Below are 15,646 nucleotides of genomic sequence, written 5' to 3'. Positions count from 1 at the left end.
ACTGTGAGAGAAAATTAGATGCTATTTTTTATCCAAGGTTAATCAGAATTAGAGTTTAACTCATCCTTTACTTGCTGGATTAGAGATTGGATCTTGTCTCTTAATGGAAAATAATAGTTTTGGTTTAGATTTTCTGAGGCTGTTAAAAAAAGGAAAAGCTGACTTTCAAATTCTTGATTTTCCAGAAATTTGAAGTCATTATCAGGGAATCTACTGGGTGGCACCTTGATAAAACCTTCCTGTAAATAGCGATCAAACTGACCCCAGTCAGAAGTTATTTTTTGGGAAAATGAGATCATTTCAAAAAAGTGAAATTTGCTATAATCTTAAATAATCATGTTTGGTATTGTCAAAATCCTGGAAAGAACTTAGATAAAGTACATCTCCCTCAGATTTTTTAGATTTCTTTTCTCTAAACTAGCATTAAGGCACGGGAGATCAGACCAAAGTGCCTGCTTAGGATGAAAGTATTTACCCCAGCATAGCTTGCCTACCAAAGTGGGAATTGCTGTCCATCAAAGTCTATCAGGAGCACATTTTTTCATAGACGTGCTTTCTGCTTCAGGTACCAAATTTGCCCTGTTTGATATTTTTGAAGTGAAAACCAACTAAGCTATTGTGACCCAAAGCCATTTTTCGCATCGGCTTTAGAGCCTTTCTTGGCATTTGGCAATTCGGAAAGAAGCCTTTACTCAATGCAAAAAAAAATACTTGTATAACGAATTGGAAATTGTAAAAGCATGGAGTCAGCTCGAATGATAGGGATAAAATATACCCAATCTTGGGGATTGATTTTAGGATTTGAATCGCCCAATTTTGAATCAATCAAATTAGTCGCTTTTGAAATGAGATAGGCTATTCTATTCAATTTAGGGATCTGGACTTCTAAGCTCAAAACAATATCCTATCTAAAAATCAACGAAATATGAAATCATTATTCAAATCTTTAGTTTTCTTCATTCTATTGTTTTTATGCTTTTCTAACCTTGTTTCTGCACAAAAATCACTTCAAGATATTGCAGAGCTAAATGACAAAAAATGGGACAAACTGGTCAAAAACTACAGGAATAATAGCACTTGGATCGATCAGCTACAGGGCTTGCTCAATGAAGACCTCCTAGCCGAGGAGAATTTACCCGATCCGAAAGGGATAGGAGTTTTGACGATGCAGGTTTGGGATAAGTCAGAAACCGTTGTTTCACAGAGTACTTTTGAGGGGATGTATTCAAGTACAACTACCACTACTTATTCAAAAAACTTTCTCTCACCTTCAGGAAGTAACATTGTAGCAGATAAATTTATTGAAACAATGCTTCCCATATATGGGGATCAATTCAAAACGAAAGGGATTTCTTTAATTGAACCCCAAGAATTTCTTACTGATGAGGAGAAAAGAACGATTTATAAAGAGGGAGTATATGCTATAGAAGTCAGTGGTTTGGTTAAGTCATTGCTAAGCATAAATACTTTTCTAACAGGGAAAGACAAAGAAGTACAAAGCTCCTTGTCTGCATCAGGATACGAGTTTTACCCGGTCAGCGCTAGTATTATGAGTTCAGACTTTAAATCTCCTGCTTCTCTTGGATTAATAGTTGAGGATTTGGGTCTGGATGCCGTCTTAATTCTTACCGTCAATGTAAGTCTAGTACGAAATGGAAAATCTCTGGTCTTGCATGGGCTTGAAGCTGGGATCGTTGGCCCAATAGATGATGATCAGTCCAAGGAGTATAAAGGAAGAATTGGGGCTGGCATGATGAATATGTATCGGGATGGCCTAAGTTTCAGTACTACCTACTTTGATGTAGAGCCTTTTGAAATAGCAAAAATAAATAAGTCCAATGGGGCAATTGAAGAATGGTATTTGGAAGGGTTGGATGTGGTGACTGAGCGAATGGCAACTGACTTAATCAGAGGAATGGAAAAGTTTATTGCCCTGGATAAATCGAAAGATTAACCAAGGCGGGGTATCACACTGAGGTATCACTAATTTATCTTCCAAAAGGGATCTAGACATCAATGAGTTGATGGGCAATTGAAAACTTCACCAAGCCTACCAAACTGTTTTGGTCAGTTTTTTTGAATAGATTTTTCTTATGACTTTCTACCGTATGTCTGCTGATGAATAGCTTATCGGCAATTTCCTGTGTGGTGAGCTCTTGGACAATTAATTGGAGTACTTCTTGTTCCCGTTCGGTTAGCGATTGAAGTATTACATGTTTCTTGTTTTGGAGTTGGAAATTTGAGCGGAGTTTTCCGACGATTTGATCACTGTAATAGATGCCATCATCAAGCACACGATTGACAGCATTTACGAGCTCTTCACTTGTGTTTTCTTTGAGTAGGTATCCTTCGGCATCAGCCAAAATGATTTCTTGGACATAGTGGTCATTGTCATGCATGGATAGGATGATGACTTTGGTAGATGGATGATTTTCTTTGATCCACTTGGTAAGCTGCAGCCCGTCATATTCAGGCATATTGATATCTGTGATGACTAAATCCACGGCAGTAGTCTTTAGAAAATCCTGAGCGAATCTTCCATTCGTTAATTTGCTAAGAAGATGAATTTCCGGAATTTCCTGGAGTAGCATTTCAATGCCCTCCATGACTATAGGGTGATCGTCTACGAGGACTGCTTTTATGGCATTCATGGGCGATTGGGGACTGTGACCTGAAGATTTGCACCTCGGTCAATGGGGTTCAATTGTATACTGCCACCTAGAAATCCTGTGCGGGTATTCATATTTTGCCAGCCGATTCCAGTGCTGTTAATTAAGGTTTCTTCCGAAAGTCCCGGGCCATTGTCCCGGTAATTGACGTAGATGTTTTTCTTGTTTTCTTGGATGGACAACTCGATTTGTGAAATATCGCCGTGTTTCAGTCCGTTAGTGATCAGTTCTTGGATAATCCTATAGAGGTGGACTTGATTTTCCTTTTTCAACCTCAGATCGAATGGCTGTAGATTTAGTCGAAAATCAACCTGATGGGTTTTATTGATAAGCTCTTCCATTTCTTCCAAGGCCTGTATCAGACCCTGTCCCTGAAATTTTTTGGGCATCAGGTTGTGGGATATTTGACGCACTTCCTGAATGGACTGACTTAATAAGCCCATGGACTTTTCTTTAGACTTCTGTTCTTCTTCTGAATCAGAGTTTTTGCTTAGGTTTCCGACAAAGATTTTTGCGGCGGTGAGGCTTTGGCCCAGTCCGTCGTGTAGCTCCCGCGCTATTCTGGAGCGTTCCTTTTCCTCTGCCTCGATCACCGCCTTTAGTCTGTTTTTTTCTTCTGTCGCCTTGACGTTTTGGATATCGAGTTGCTTTTGATATCGACTTCGGTTATACCACAATCCTCCCAAGAGTGAAAGCAACATAAAGCCTCCTGCTGACAGATAAAGTTGCATTCGGTTGATGTATTTCTGCTGGGTCAGATCTGTTTTTTGCAAAGCAATGAGCTGTTCTTTTTTCTCTGTGTCATAGCGTACTTCCATTTCTGAAAGACTGGCAGCTTTTTGAGCGTTGAAAAGGGAGTCTATGAGTTCGTTGTAATCTTCAAGCGCAGCAAACCCCTCTTCCTGATCCTGCAGTGCTATTTTGCTCATGGCAAAAGTCATCAGGGCACCGGCATTTGCAGACCTAATCTGGAGTGAATCCGAGATTTTGAGTGATAGGTCTGCTGTCTGAGCGGCTTCATTGAATCGCCCAGTCTTGAGATAGAGATCTGCCAGCTCGGCATAGCGGTTCATCAGATGAGATTGGTTTACAAAGTCTTTGGAGAGCTTGATTGATTCTAAATATAGGGATTCAGCTTCTTGGTATTTCCCCTGTCGCTCCAAGTTGCTTGCCAATCCCGAGTAAGCCTTGGATTCTTCGACAGTGTAGTCCAGGGCTTCAGAGATCGCGAGACTTTCATTTAAGATCGAATCTGACTTTTCATACTCTTCTAATTCAGTATAAATAAAGGCAAGGTTGCCCAGAGAGGTCATAATATCTATACTATCCGGAATGGCCCTTCTGAGATCATGAGCTTCCACACCAAAGGTCAGTGCTTTTTCAAAATCACCCAAGGATTGATAGATCAGTCCAATATTGTTGGAGACCATGGCTTTATCATAGAGGTTTTCCTCGAGATCGTAGGCTTTTTTAGCTTCATAAAATTGTCCCAATGCCTCTGTCAAAAGGCCTTTGTTCCAATAGTACATTCCAATATTATTGTTGAAATGGGCTAATTGAAGACCCTCACAGGCTATTTCCGCAAGAGCGCGACCTTTTCGGTAGTACCAAATGGTGGAGTCGGGGCGATTGGACTCATAGAACACCACCCCCTTGATACGGTAGGTGATGATTTCACCCAAGGTGTCCTGATATTTTATAGCAATCTTTTCAGCTTTGTTGACATAATTAAGTGCTGAATCGGTGTTTTCTGGCGCATAGTAAAAGGCAATCCGTAGCAGATCCAATACTTGATCTTTTTCTTCTACATTCTGGAGGTTTTGGCGGAGTGAATCTGGATATAGATGTACTTGTGCTTTGATCTCAAAAAAAATCGTAAAGAATAGGAGTATTAAGGAATACCGCATTCACTAACATACTAAAAACCTTTTTGACATGAAATCCCATGCTAGATTTTTTGGCTTCTTAGCGGTTGTTTTGAGCTACGCTGTCTGTAAAATTCCTTCGGCTGAAAAAGGCGAGTATTAAGTTACTTTGTTTTGAAGGGTTTTTTCGGAACAAGGAGATCATTTCAAAAAAGTGAAATTTGCTAAAGTCCTAAATAATCATGTTTGGTATTGTCAAAATACTGGAATGAACTTAGATAAAGTACCTCTCCCTCAGATTTTTTATATTTCTTTTATTTCAAGCATCACTCCTTGATAGTTAGTATTGAGTTGAACTTGAATATTATACCAAAGGCATTGAGATTTCTTTTAGATGAATTAGATTGAGTTCTTTCCCCTAAATCTAGAAGCTATGTCAAAATTCATTCTTTCGCTTTTCCTCCTCATTATCTGCAATTTTTCCTCCGCTCAAACAGCTCGAGGCTATTTTATGCATCCAGACCTAAACGGAGATCAACTTGTCTTCGTGGCGGAGGGTGATATCTGGAGAGTGCCAGTAGCTGGCGGAAATGCCACCCGACTTACCTCACATCCCGGAGATGAGTCTGACCCTAAGATTTCCCCTGATGGCAAATGGGTGGCCTATGCTGCCAGTTATGAAGGACCAACGGAGGTTTATGTGATGCCTATCTCTGGAGGGCTACCTAAGCGATTGACTTATGAACCTTCTTCTTCAGTTCCTACGGCTTGGAAATCTGCAACGGAAATAGCCTATGTCACCAATCAATATTCAAGACTACCAAAACTCAACACGGTAACGGTCGATGTTACCAACGGTGCGAAGAAACTTCTCCCGCTGGAAATGGCAGCAGAAGGAAGCTTCTCTGCTGATGGCTCGACTTACTTTTTTGTACGACCGACATTCCACAATAACGTCACTAAGCGGTACGAGGGGGGCACTGCCCGCCAGCTTTGGAAGTATACCGAAGGAGCTGCTGAAGCAGTAAAATTGACGAGAGATTACAATGGAGAGGATCATCATCCATTGCCGCATCAAGGAAAAGTATATTTTCTCTCCTCCCGAGATGGAATAGTGAATGTGTGGAGCATGGATGAGAACGGGGGTTCACTTACCCAACTCACCAAAGAACCAAGTTTCGATGTTCGGGAGTTTTCGATTTCTGGGAATCAATTAGTTTATCGCGTTGGGGCAGATTTGAAACTTATGGATTTGAGTGCAGGAACAGCAAAAACCCTAGCCATTCAGCTAATCTCAGATTTCGATCAGCTTCGTGAAAAATGGGTTGATAATCCCATGTCCTATCTCAGTAACATGGCTGTGTCCAATGATGGCGAACGAGTAGTAATGACGACGCGCGGACGGATATTCTCTATTCCTGTGAAAGATGGCAGAACAGTTCGGCTCAGTCGAAAAGAAGGTGTCCGCTACCGGGATGCGATTTTCTCCCCTGATGGAAAATCGATTTTAAGCTTTTCAGACGAAACTTCAGAATTTGAAATTCACGAATACAATAGCATGGGAATGGATCAGGGAAAGCAAGTTTCCAAGAATGGAACTACCCTGAAATTTGATATGATTCCTTCCCCAGAGGGATCAATGATTGCCTTCCGGGATTTGAATAATACGATCTGGGTGATGGATAAAGCCACTGGAGCTCAAACAAAAGTGACAGATTCGGATGAAGATATTACGTCGAGTATGTCTTGGTCTCCTGATGGCAAATGGCTCGCTTATGCTCAGGCAGCAAGCAATACTTTTTCCCAAATCCATGCATTCAATATAGAAAGCAAGAAGCGAATCGCTATGACCTCTGACCGGGCAAATAGCCTTAGCCCACAGTGGAGCAAAGATGGCAATTGGTTGTATTTTCTCTCAGATCGTAATTTCCAATCTGCTATAGGTAGTCCATGGGGAACGCGTCAGCCGGAACCATTCTGGGAAAAGCAGATGAAAATCTATCAAATCGGTTTAAAGGATGGTCTTGTTTCACCATTCTTTTTCAACAATGAATTGCAAAAAGAGGCAGAAAAAGCACCTGAAAAGGTGACCGTAACTATCGAAGAAAATGGAATTCAAACCAGGCTTCGTGAAGTGCCAGTTCCTGCAGGGAATTATACCAATCTCATTGTGACTGACAAAGCACTATATTTCCATGAAATAGGCCCTGGAATGGGAGTGTTTTATGGTGGAGGCGGAGGTGGTAATGAGAAAGCACCATTGATGATGGTACCAATTTCCAATAAGCCAGAGCCAAAAGCGTTTATCGATAATGTCAGAAACTATACGGTTTCACTCAATAAGAAATACATCCTAGTTCAGAATGGAAGCATGTTTTCTGTGGTTGAGCTGAGTACTTCTCCAGTTTCTGACCTATCCAAAACCAAAGTGGATATCAGCGGAGTGAAATATTCCATCGATCCAAAGGAAGATTGGAAGCAAATTTTTACCGATGCATGGAGAATGGAACGGGACTATTTTTATGATGCTGGCATGCATGGTGTCGATTGGGATGCGATGTATGAGAAATACCTGCCTTTGGTAGATCGGGTTACCACTCGTGCCGAGCTTTCTGATGTGATCGGGGAAATGGTGGGCGAACTTTCTGTACTTCACACATCTGTAAGAGGTGGAGATCTGCGAGATGGGGAGGACAATATCGGTTTTGGGATGCTTGGTGCAAAACTAAGTCGAAACGATAAATTGAAGGGGTATTCTATTGATCATATCTATTTGTCAGACCCTGATTATCCTGATGAGATGTCACCACTTTCTCATCCTGATCTGATGATAGCTGAAGGAGACATCATCACAACTATTGATGGAGTAGGAGTGATGGAAGTGCCAGATATCTATTATTTATTAAGAGACAAGGCTGGCAAGCAGGTTCGTATTTCCTTGATTTCTGCAGATGGCAAAGCCAAAACAGATCAGATCCTGATGCCTATGTCTTCACAGGCAGAATCTAATCTTCGATACAACGAATGGGAATATACCAGAAGATTAGAGACAGAAGCCAAGTCGGATGGAGCATTGGGCTATGTTCACCTGCGCGCTATGACGTCTGGAGATATTGGTCAGTGGTACAGGGATTTTTACCCTCAGTTCAAAAAAGATGGCTTGGTCATCGATATGCGTCACAATCGTGGAGGTAACATTGATTCCTTTATTTTGGAGAAATTGATGCGGGAGGTTTTCTTCTACTGGAAAAGCAGAAATGGAGAGCCCTATTGGAATATGCCTTATGCTTTCCGTGGTCATTTAGTCTTGTTGGTGGATGAGTTTACTGCTTCAGATGGTGAAGCTTTTGCAGAAGGCTTTCGAAGACTAGGTATGGGTAAAGCAATTGGAGCTAGGACTTGGGGAGGCGAAGTTTGGCTCTCTGGTTCAAACACATTGACTGATAATGGAATTGCACGAGCTCCGATGAATGGTGTCTATGGCGAAGAGGGCGAATGGCTCATCGAAGGAGTTGGCTTTATTCCCGATATCGAAGTGATCAATTTACCTAAGGAGACTTTCGAAGGAAAAGATGCTCAATTGGAAGCTGCAATCGAGCACCTGAAGGCTTTGATCAAGGCTGATCCAAGACCGGTACCACAGGCTCCTGCTTATCCTGACAAGAGTTTTAAAAATGGAAATAATTAATAGCGTGTGGGAAAGACCCTCAAATTAAATGAGTTTTTATATCAGAGAAGTGCAATCTATTTGATTGCCTTCTTTGCGTTTGCTCTCTTAGCTTTTTGGAGTAGTTACTATTCTATTTTGGGTAGGGAAATGTCCTTTTACATGCATTTCCATGGGATATTCATGACGCTTTGGGTACTACTTTTGATTGCGCAGGCCTTTTTGATCCGAATAAAAAAGTATGAAATCCACAGGTTACTAGGGAAGGTTTCATATGTGACTTTCCCCATACTGATTTTGTCCACATTCCTTTTAATCCACGCTACAATCAGAAAAAGTGATGTAGTTGATCTGGGCACCTACTTTTCTACTGCACTAATGATCAATGGTACTATTGTTTTGGTAATCATTTATAGTTTGGGGATTATCTATAGAAAGGATAGGTTGACGCATGCCAGGTATATGTTCTGCACTATTTTTCCTTTGTTCACTCCGATTACCGACCGGATAATATACAAGTACATTCCAAGCCTTATCGAGTATGCCCCAACATTGGAGGGAATGCCGGTTGTTCCATTTTATGGATATGCCATGGCCGACTTGCTTGTGATTGGATTGGCTATTTGGGATTGGAGAGTCCACAGAAGAAAGGGTGTTTTCCTGATCGTTTTAGTACTCTTGCTGTGTTACCACATTTCCTTGTTCACATTCTATAAATTGGAGTTTTGGAAAGCGTTCTCTGTCTGGTTTTATGGACTTAGCCTAACCTGAAATGTAAATGCCCTATAATGCCAGTAAGAGGATAAAAACAACATTATAAGTAGTCAACACTATTTAGGGAGGTACAAAGCTTTTTCCGTCTTTGATCTTCCAGCTTTTTAGCTACACGCAATTTTACTCTGCTGCCGCCGTTCGTGCTCACGAATGGCAAGTCTCATTAGCTGCAAGCAATCTTACTTACTCGATTCTGATGTCTTCCGCCTTCAAATTCAGTAGTCAAGAATATCTCAGCAAGCTTTTCCGCCAATTCATACGATATAAATCGAGCCGGAAGAGCCAATACATTTGCATTGTTATGCTGTCTGGACAAAGCCGCCAAATCCTCGTTCCAGCACAATGCTGCTCGGATTCCCTGGTGCTTGTTGGCTGTGATTGCGACACCATTTCCAGAACCACAGATCACAATGCCCAGCTCATATTCACCGGCTTCGATAGCTGAGCTCAAAGGGTGTACATAATCTGGATAATCCACAGATGCATCGGTGGAGGGACCAAAATCCTTCACCTCATATCCTAGCGCCTCGAGTTTCGCAACCATTTTGGCTTTGTACTCTACTCCTGCGTGATCTCCTCCTATTGCTATTTTCTTTGCCATAATTTTTTCTTAAAGACCGAAGCCGGAAGACAGGAGACCGAACTAAGGCCTTCCATCTTGTCTATTGGTTCTTATCTCTTGATTCTAAAATCTTGCTACTTACTACTAGTATCTAACCTTAAAGTGCATCATCAATATCTTCCTTCGCTTTTTTTGCAGCTCTTTTTCTTTCCAGTCTTTTCGCAATCTGAATCCCAGCTTCATAAAGCACCAGAATCGGCATTGCAATCAGAATCTGGCTAATCACATCCGGAGGTGTGATGATAGCCGACAATACCAAGATCACCACGATCGCATGTCTTCTATAGGATTTCAGCATGCCTGAAGTCACCAAACCAGACATCGCCAAGAAATAAACTACCACCGGAAGCTGGAACATGATCGCAGAAGCAAGTACCAACATCGTGAGTGTAGAGATGTAAGAAGTAATGTCAAATTCGTTTAGAATCGAGGGATCCAGCTGATAGTTAGAGAGGAAGTTGATCGAAAGCGGGGAAAGGATAAAGTATCCGAATCCTGCTCCCATGAAGAATAGTAAACTCACAAAGAAGACTGCTCCTCTTGCTGCGTTCTTCTCCTGATCATACAATCCCGGACTGATGAATCTCCATACCTCCCAGAATACGAAGGGAAATGAAGCGATGAATCCCACCACAAAACTTGACGTCATGTGCATGGTAAACTGACCTGTCATTTGCCTACTTTGGATAGTAAATGGAAGTTCGTCTATACAGAGCGCAGGCAATCCTACGTAATCACTGAGTTCACATAGCCATCTGTAAGTGACAAAGTCAACTTTGGATGGACCTAGGATTACTACTCCGAAAACGAAGCTTTTGGCCAAAAAGGCCGCAACAGATAAAATTAGGATAGCAGCTACTGATCGAAGCAAATGCCAACGCAATGCTTCTAAATGGTCCAAAAAGGACATTCCTCCTTCTTCTTCCTCTTCTTGATATTGATCTAACGCCACGTGTGGTCTATAATTCTAGTATAATGGAAACTGATTCATCCAAGCATTTACTTCGCTACGGATGTTTGCCAATTCGGCTTCATTCTCATGATTTACCAAAGCTCTGTCGATCAGGTTCACAATTTTTACCATATCGTCCTCTTTCAAGCCTCTGGTGGTGATCGCTGCCGTTCCTATTCTCATTCCTGAGGTAACAAACGGAGATTTTGTATCAAATGGAACCATGTTTTTATTGATGGTGATATCCACTTTGCCAAGCGTCTGCTCGGCGATTTTGCCAGTTAAGTCTTTATTTCTAAGATCGATAAGCATCATGTGATTGTCTGTTCCGCCAGAGATAATTTGATATCCAAGACTTACGAACTGATCAGCCATTACGGATGCGTTCTTTTTCACCTGAAGGACATAATGCATGTATTCGTCGGAAAGACATTCTTCGAAAGCAATAGCTTTTGCCGCGATGATATGCTCCAACGGCCCTCCTTGAGTTCCTGGGAATACGCCCATATCCAGCAAAGAAGACATCTTTTTGATTTCTCCTTTTGGAGTAGTCAATCCCCAAGGATTATCAAAATCCTCACGCATCATGATCATTCCACCTCTTGGACCTCTCAGAGTCTTGTGAGTAGTGGTAGTCACAATATGACAGTGGTCCAGCGGATCATTCAAAAGTCCTTTTGCAATCAATCCAGATGGATGAGAAATATCTGCCAAAAGAATCGCTTCCACTTGATCCGCTATCTCTCTCAATCGTGCATAATCCCAATCTCTGGAATAAGCCGAAGCTCCACAGATGATCAATTTAGGAGAAACTTCCAGCGCTTTTTCTTCCAACTTATCGTAATCTATTCTTCCAGTTGCTTCCTCCACTCCGTAAAAGTGTGGATCATATAACTTTCCTGAAAAATTAACCGGAGAACCATGAGTCAGGTGACCACCATGTGATAGGTCAAAGCCTAAAATCGGATCGCCAGCTTTCAAACATGCCAATAAAACAGCAGCATTCGCCTGGGCACCTGAGTGAGGCTGTACATTGACCCAAGTCGCCCCGAAAAGCTCCTTTGCACGGTCTATCGCCAATTGCTCGATTTTATCCACAACTTCGCAACCGCCATAGTAGCGCTTGCCCGGAAGACCTTCAGCATATTTGTTTGTCAGCACACTTCCCGCAGCTTCCATCACTTGTTTGCTGGTGAAGTTTTCGGAAGCAATCAGTTCGATGCCTCTCTTTTGTCTGTCCTCTTCTTCGTTGATTAGGTCGAAAACAAGCGAATCTCTTTTCATAATCAGGGGTTTGAAAGCAAATTTTAATGGAAAGGTAGCCAGATGGCCTACCTGCAAATGTGCCCAAAAATAGTCCGAAAGTCCCGATTATCCAATCCAAAAATGGTATTGGAATTTCCAATTCTAAGGAATTGTTATTTTTGGCGGATGATTGATTTCAAATTCCAGCCTGAAAGCTATTTTACGGAAGGAACTACTTCTGTTTTATTAGTAAAATTGAACTACCCTGAGAGCCAGTGGGGAGAGCAAATTAGCATTTATGCACATTTTCTGGAGCTTAAGATCCAGTTTGAGGCGGTTGATTTCTATGGAAATGATTACATGCTATACCCATCATCTAGTTTTGAGCCTTTGTCTATGGAGGATATAGTCTATCTAGTCGAAGGAATGCAGGTGAATACAGATGGGATGGAGGGAAATATGGAACTGATCTTAGACGGAATTCCTGAAGTCGAAAGTGACGTCTACCCTGAGTTGAGTAGATATTTTGAGGAAAAGAGAAAAAATTACGGATTGGATTAAAAATCCAACAAGGCTTGCTTTTGCTCTGAAACTTGATGTGTGCGAAACCAATATTCGTAGGTTTCAAAATCCAGACAATCGGTAAATTCGCTTCCTTGAAACATGATTTTCTTCAGGCAACTAATTGGAAGCCATGATTTCAACTTCAATGATTGCTCCTTTGAGAGCTGTGAAAGCTGAATCCATTTTCTTCCATTGATAAAAATCGGTATAAGTTTAGTCATAGATTCTCGGTTATTTAGACCAAAAGTATACTGATAATCAGCAAAGTACAATTTTGCCAAATTAATTTTATGTTAACAAAAAATACCCGCAATCCAAAATCAGCATGACAGGAGCTATCATTGCGTTTTTATGTCTTCTGTTCGGGCTTTTTCTTCAGAAACAACCTAATCTTCCGCAGGAAAAAATCACGAAATGGGTCAATGCCTATCTTCTCAACATTGTTCTCCCTGCTCTTGCGTTGTTATATATTCCTCAAATAAACCCCGGCTGGGATTTACTGATTCCCGTCTCCTCGGCATGGTTTACCTTCTTACTTTCTTGGCTGATTTTTGGTATGTTGGGCAAAGTCTTAAAGTGGGATAACCAATTAACCGGATGTCTTGTGATTGTGGCTGGCTTGGCGAATACTTCCTTCTTAGGCTTTCCTGTGGTGGAGGCACTGTATGGAAAAGAGGCCTTGCCCATAGCATTACTTATAGATCAAGGCGGATCCTTTCTTTTAGTTTCTTCTCTATCGATTTTGGTCGGCTCGATCTATTCCCACAAAGAAGGTAATCTGAGCGAAATCCCGCTGAAAATCATAAAATTCCCACCATTCGGTTTTCTTCTGCTCACTATAGCGATGAGCATACTAGGCTGGAAGACTCCGGAGTTTCTTATTCCCATCGTTTCGCTCATAGGCAAAACAATGGCTCCAGTGGCGATTTTCGCAATCGGCCTCAAGTTCTCGTTGGATTTTGACTCCCTGAGTTCCAAATATTATTGGTACGGAATGGGCTACAGGCTTTTGCTGGCTCCTTTGATCGTTTGGCTTATTTACCAAAATATTCTCCCAGAAAATAGCCTTGAACTGAAAGTCACAGTTTTGGAGAGTGGCATGGCTCCAATGATTACGGGCTCTATTGTCGCCATCCAATACGACCTCAAACCAAAATTAGCCACACTTTTAGCAGGATTGGGAATACCAATCTCGCTGGTGACACTTATGGTTTGGTATTATTTCCTTAGCTGACTAGGCCCAAGCGGTTTTCAAGTTGGCTAAAATCTCCTCGTGGATTTTTTCATTCGTAGACAAAATCTCTCTGCCGAATACAAAATCTCTTCCTCCGGAGAAGTCAGTCACTTTTCCTCCCGCTTCTTCCACGATCAAAGTACCCGCAGCTACATCATAGGAATTCAGGTTATACTCAAAAAATCCTTCGACGCGACCAGCAGCGACATAACAAAGATCTACCGCTGCACTGCCGAATCTACGGGCACCATGGGAAGATTTCATGATTGATTTCAAAGCGGCTAGGTATTTATCAATCAAATCGAAATTACTGTATGGAAATCCCGTCGCTATCAGCGATTCGGAAAGCGTTTTTGCTTCACTTACTCTAATCCGGGTATCGTTACAGAATGCTCCTCCACCTTTCATAGCATAGAAGCACTCGTGGAGATTCACTTCATAGACTACCCCCAAAATCACCTCGTCACGCTCCATCAAAGCAATACTTACAGAATAAATCGGTACGCCGTGAATAAAATTAGTGGTGCCGTCCAACGGATCTATCACCCAGTTGAACTCTTCCGCCTGTGTGGTATTAGTACCCTCTTCGGTAATAAAGCCGGCCTCAGGAAAGATTTGAGAAAGCTTATTCACAATGATCTTTTCTGCTTCCTTGTCCACATAGGAAACAAGGTCATTGACGCCTTTGTGCTCTACTCGTTCTGGGTTGAAGTGACGCCTTTCCCTGCGGATAAAAGCGCCGGCTTCTTTGGCTATTTCCTGAGTTTTCTCAAGAAGTAGCGTAAGTTTTTCTGTTGAGATCATAAAAGTTGATTTTCTAAATCAGGATTTGGGATTCTTACCTGCCACTGTAAGGACGATTTCGCCTTTTAGGGTGTTTGTTTCGTAATATTCAATTAACTCGGCTAAGGTGCCTCTCACGTTCTCCTCGTGGAGCTTAGTAAGTTCGCGGGATACGCAGGCTTGCCTTTCTGCTCCGAAAGCTTCAGCTAGCTGCCCCAGCGTTTTCAGGAGTCGATGTGGTGATTCATAAAAAATGATGGTTCTCACTTCTTCGATCAGTCCATCAAGTCTGGTCTTTCTCCCTTTTTTGTGAGGCAAAAACCCTTCGAATACAAAACGGTCATTGGGCAAGCCACTATTGACCAAAGCAGGTACAAATGCTGTAGCTCCAGGAAGGCACTGCACATCCAAACCAGCGGCAAGAACTTCTCTGACTAAGAGAAATCCAGGATCCGAAATAGCAGGTGTACCAGCATCGCTGATTAAAGCGAATACTTCACCTCTATTCATCCGCTCGACTAGCTTCTCGACTGTCTTATGTTCGTTGAAAATATGGTAGCTCTGAAGTGGTCTGGAAATTTCTAGATGTTTCAGCAATTGGCCACTAGTACGTGTATCCTCAGCTAGAATCACATCAGCCGTTTTCAGTACTTCAATTGCCCTGAGCGTGATATCTTTAAGGTTACCAATTGGGGTAGGTACCAAAAATAGGTTTGGGGAAGTTTCACTCATTAATTGATCTCATCAATGGCTTTCGCTAATTCACGATCTTTTTTTGTCACGGTATTTCCTGAGTCGTGTGTAGTCAGCTCGATTTCTACTGTATTGTAAACATTACTCCAGTTTGGATGATGCTGCATGCCCTCGGCCAGAAATGCCACTCGGGTCATGAAGCCAAAAGCCTCTTTAAAATCTTTGAACTTGAATGTTTTTTTAAGTTTGTTATCTTCTTCTTTCCACATAAATCATTGAGTTTAAAGTGATATTAATCCTTCTATTTCGGCAGCTTCTTCGTAGATTTTTATTATCTGATCGGGGTCTTTCATCATTGCCTGAATAGTGGCGCTCACGTACTTACCTCCAGAACTCGCTTTAGTTGTCACCTCATGTTTGGGAAATAAGGCTACTACCTCGTTTTCTTTTTCGTTAGGAACTATAAATTTAAACATATAAAGCTGTGGGAATTCACCACTGGCTATTAATTTTTCCTTAAAGTTTTCTTTATCGAATTCCTTTTTGTCCATAGATAGGGAGCGATTGTCAAATTACGT

At 41.7% G+C, this 15,646-nt stretch carries 16 protein-coding genes; 5 read left to right on the top strand and 11 right to left on the bottom strand.

What is annotated here, in order from left to right; translation table 11 throughout:
- Nucleotides 1-38: 38 nt before the first annotated feature.
- Nucleotides 39-299 carry a hypothetical protein gene (locus ACPUEN_RS14365; RefSeq protein WP_425636592.1) on the bottom strand — a complete coding sequence of 87 codons (261 nt, stop codon included), beginning with the start codon at nucleotides 297-299 and terminating at the stop codon, nucleotides 39-41.
- 626 nt (nucleotides 300-925) lie between these two features.
- On the opposite strand from ACPUEN_RS14365, the gene ACPUEN_RS14360 reads away from it, so the two are divergent.
- Nucleotides 926-1,954: a hypothetical protein gene (locus ACPUEN_RS14360; RefSeq protein WP_425636591.1), complete on the top strand. Its 1,029-nt coding sequence runs from the start codon at nucleotides 926-928 to the stop codon at nucleotides 1,952-1,954.
- A gap of 52 nt (nucleotides 1,955-2,006) precedes the next feature.
- On the opposite strand, the gene ACPUEN_RS14355 is transcribed toward ACPUEN_RS14360, so the two are convergent.
- Complete coding sequence (locus ACPUEN_RS14355; RefSeq protein ID WP_425636590.1) at nucleotides 2,007-2,651, bottom strand: response regulator; 645 nt, start codon at nucleotides 2,649-2,651, stop codon at nucleotides 2,007-2,009.
- Complete coding sequence (locus tag ACPUEN_RS14350; RefSeq protein WP_425636588.1) at nucleotides 2,648-4,576, bottom strand: tetratricopeptide repeat-containing sensor histidine kinase; 1,929 nt, start codon at nucleotides 4,574-4,576, stop codon at nucleotides 2,648-2,650. The genes ACPUEN_RS14355 and ACPUEN_RS14350 overlap by 4 nt, the downstream gene beginning before the upstream one ends.
- Nucleotides 4,577-4,967: 391 nt before the next feature.
- Between ACPUEN_RS14350 and ACPUEN_RS14345 the strand changes: the two genes are divergently transcribed.
- Together ACPUEN_RS14345 and ACPUEN_RS14340 are read left to right on the top strand one after the other, a co-directional pair.
- Entirely contained in the window at nucleotides 4,968-8,222 is a 3,255-nt protein-coding gene (locus ACPUEN_RS14345; RefSeq protein ID WP_425636587.1) for a S41 family peptidase, read from the top strand.
- Between the two features lie 6 nt (nucleotides 8,223-8,228).
- Nucleotides 8,229-8,972: a hypothetical protein gene (locus ACPUEN_RS14340; RefSeq protein ID WP_425636586.1), complete on the top strand. Its 744-nt coding sequence runs from the start codon at nucleotides 8,229-8,231 to the stop codon at nucleotides 8,970-8,972.
- 166 nt (nucleotides 8,973-9,138) lie between these two features.
- Here ACPUEN_RS14340 and rpiB read toward each other — a convergent pair whose 3' ends face one another.
- The 3 genes from rpiB to glyA form a co-directional block, all read right to left on the bottom strand.
- The gene (gene rpiB / locus ACPUEN_RS14335) at nucleotides 9,139-9,576 is read right to left on the bottom strand and encodes a ribose 5-phosphate isomerase B (RefSeq protein ID WP_425636585.1); all 438 of its coding nucleotides are present in this window, start codon (nucleotides 9,574-9,576) and stop codon (nucleotides 9,139-9,141) included.
- A gap of 118 nt (nucleotides 9,577-9,694) precedes the next feature.
- On the bottom strand, nucleotides 9,695-10,549 hold the full coding sequence (tatC, locus tag ACPUEN_RS14330; protein ID WP_425636584.1) for a twin-arginine translocase subunit TatC: 855 nt from the start codon (nucleotides 10,547-10,549) through the stop codon (nucleotides 9,695-9,697).
- Between the two features lie 15 nt (nucleotides 10,550-10,564).
- Nucleotides 10,565-11,833 carry a serine hydroxymethyltransferase gene (gene glyA / locus ACPUEN_RS14325; RefSeq protein WP_425636583.1) on the bottom strand — a complete coding sequence of 423 codons (1,269 nt, stop codon included), beginning with the start codon at nucleotides 11,831-11,833 and terminating at the stop codon, nucleotides 10,565-10,567.
- Nucleotides 11,834-11,980: 147 nt separating this feature from the next.
- Between glyA and ACPUEN_RS14320 the strand changes: the two genes are divergently transcribed.
- The gene (locus ACPUEN_RS14320) at nucleotides 11,981-12,355 is read left to right on the top strand and encodes a UDP-glucuronosyltransferase (protein ID WP_425636582.1); all 375 of its coding nucleotides are present in this window, start codon (nucleotides 11,981-11,983) and stop codon (nucleotides 12,353-12,355) included.
- Here the strand turns inward: ACPUEN_RS14320 and ACPUEN_RS14315 are convergent.
- Nucleotides 12,352-12,579, bottom strand: coding sequence for a hypothetical protein (locus tag ACPUEN_RS14315; RefSeq protein ID WP_425636581.1), 228 nt, complete (start codon nucleotides 12,577-12,579; stop codon nucleotides 12,352-12,354). The genes ACPUEN_RS14320 and ACPUEN_RS14315 overlap by 4 nt on opposite strands.
- Nucleotides 12,580-12,683: 104 nt before the next feature.
- Here ACPUEN_RS14315 and ACPUEN_RS14310 point away from each other — a divergent pair, with 104 nt between their 5' ends.
- On the top strand, nucleotides 12,684-13,592 hold the full coding sequence (locus ACPUEN_RS14310) for an AEC family transporter (RefSeq protein ID WP_425636580.1): 909 nt from the start codon (nucleotides 12,684-12,686) through the stop codon (nucleotides 13,590-13,592).
- Here the strand turns inward: ACPUEN_RS14310 and ACPUEN_RS14305 are convergent, their stop codons facing one another.
- The 4 genes from ACPUEN_RS14305 to ACPUEN_RS14290 are packed head-to-tail and all read right to left on the bottom strand — an operon-like array spanning nucleotide 13,593 to nucleotide 15,619.
- Nucleotides 13,593-14,396, bottom strand: coding sequence for an inositol monophosphatase family protein (locus ACPUEN_RS14305; protein WP_425636579.1), 804 nt, complete (start codon nucleotides 14,394-14,396; stop codon nucleotides 13,593-13,595).
- Between the two features lie 18 nt (nucleotides 14,397-14,414).
- Nucleotides 14,415-15,107 carry a 16S rRNA (cytidine(1402)-2'-O)-methyltransferase gene (rsmI, locus tag ACPUEN_RS14300; RefSeq protein ID WP_425636578.1) on the bottom strand — a complete coding sequence of 231 codons (693 nt, stop codon included), beginning with the start codon at nucleotides 15,105-15,107 and terminating at the stop codon, nucleotides 14,415-14,417.
- Nucleotides 15,107-15,337, bottom strand: coding sequence for a 4a-hydroxytetrahydrobiopterin dehydratase (locus tag ACPUEN_RS14295; protein WP_425636577.1), 231 nt, complete (start codon nucleotides 15,335-15,337; stop codon nucleotides 15,107-15,109). Before ACPUEN_RS14295 ends, rsmI begins: the two co-directional genes overlap by 1 nt.
- Nucleotides 15,338-15,349: 12 nt before the next feature.
- Nucleotides 15,350-15,619 carry a DUF493 family protein gene (locus ACPUEN_RS14290; protein WP_425636576.1) on the bottom strand — a complete coding sequence of 90 codons (270 nt, stop codon included), beginning with the start codon at nucleotides 15,617-15,619 and terminating at the stop codon, nucleotides 15,350-15,352.
- Nucleotides 15,620-15,646 lie beyond the last annotated feature (27 nt).

The organism is Algoriphagus yeomjeoni, from assembly GCF_049821175.1.
In the GTDB taxonomy this organism is placed as follows: domain Bacteria; phylum Bacteroidota; class Bacteroidia; order Cytophagales; family Cyclobacteriaceae; genus Algoriphagus; species Algoriphagus yeomjeoni_A.
This window is presented reverse-complemented; position numbering and strand designations above follow the sequence as displayed.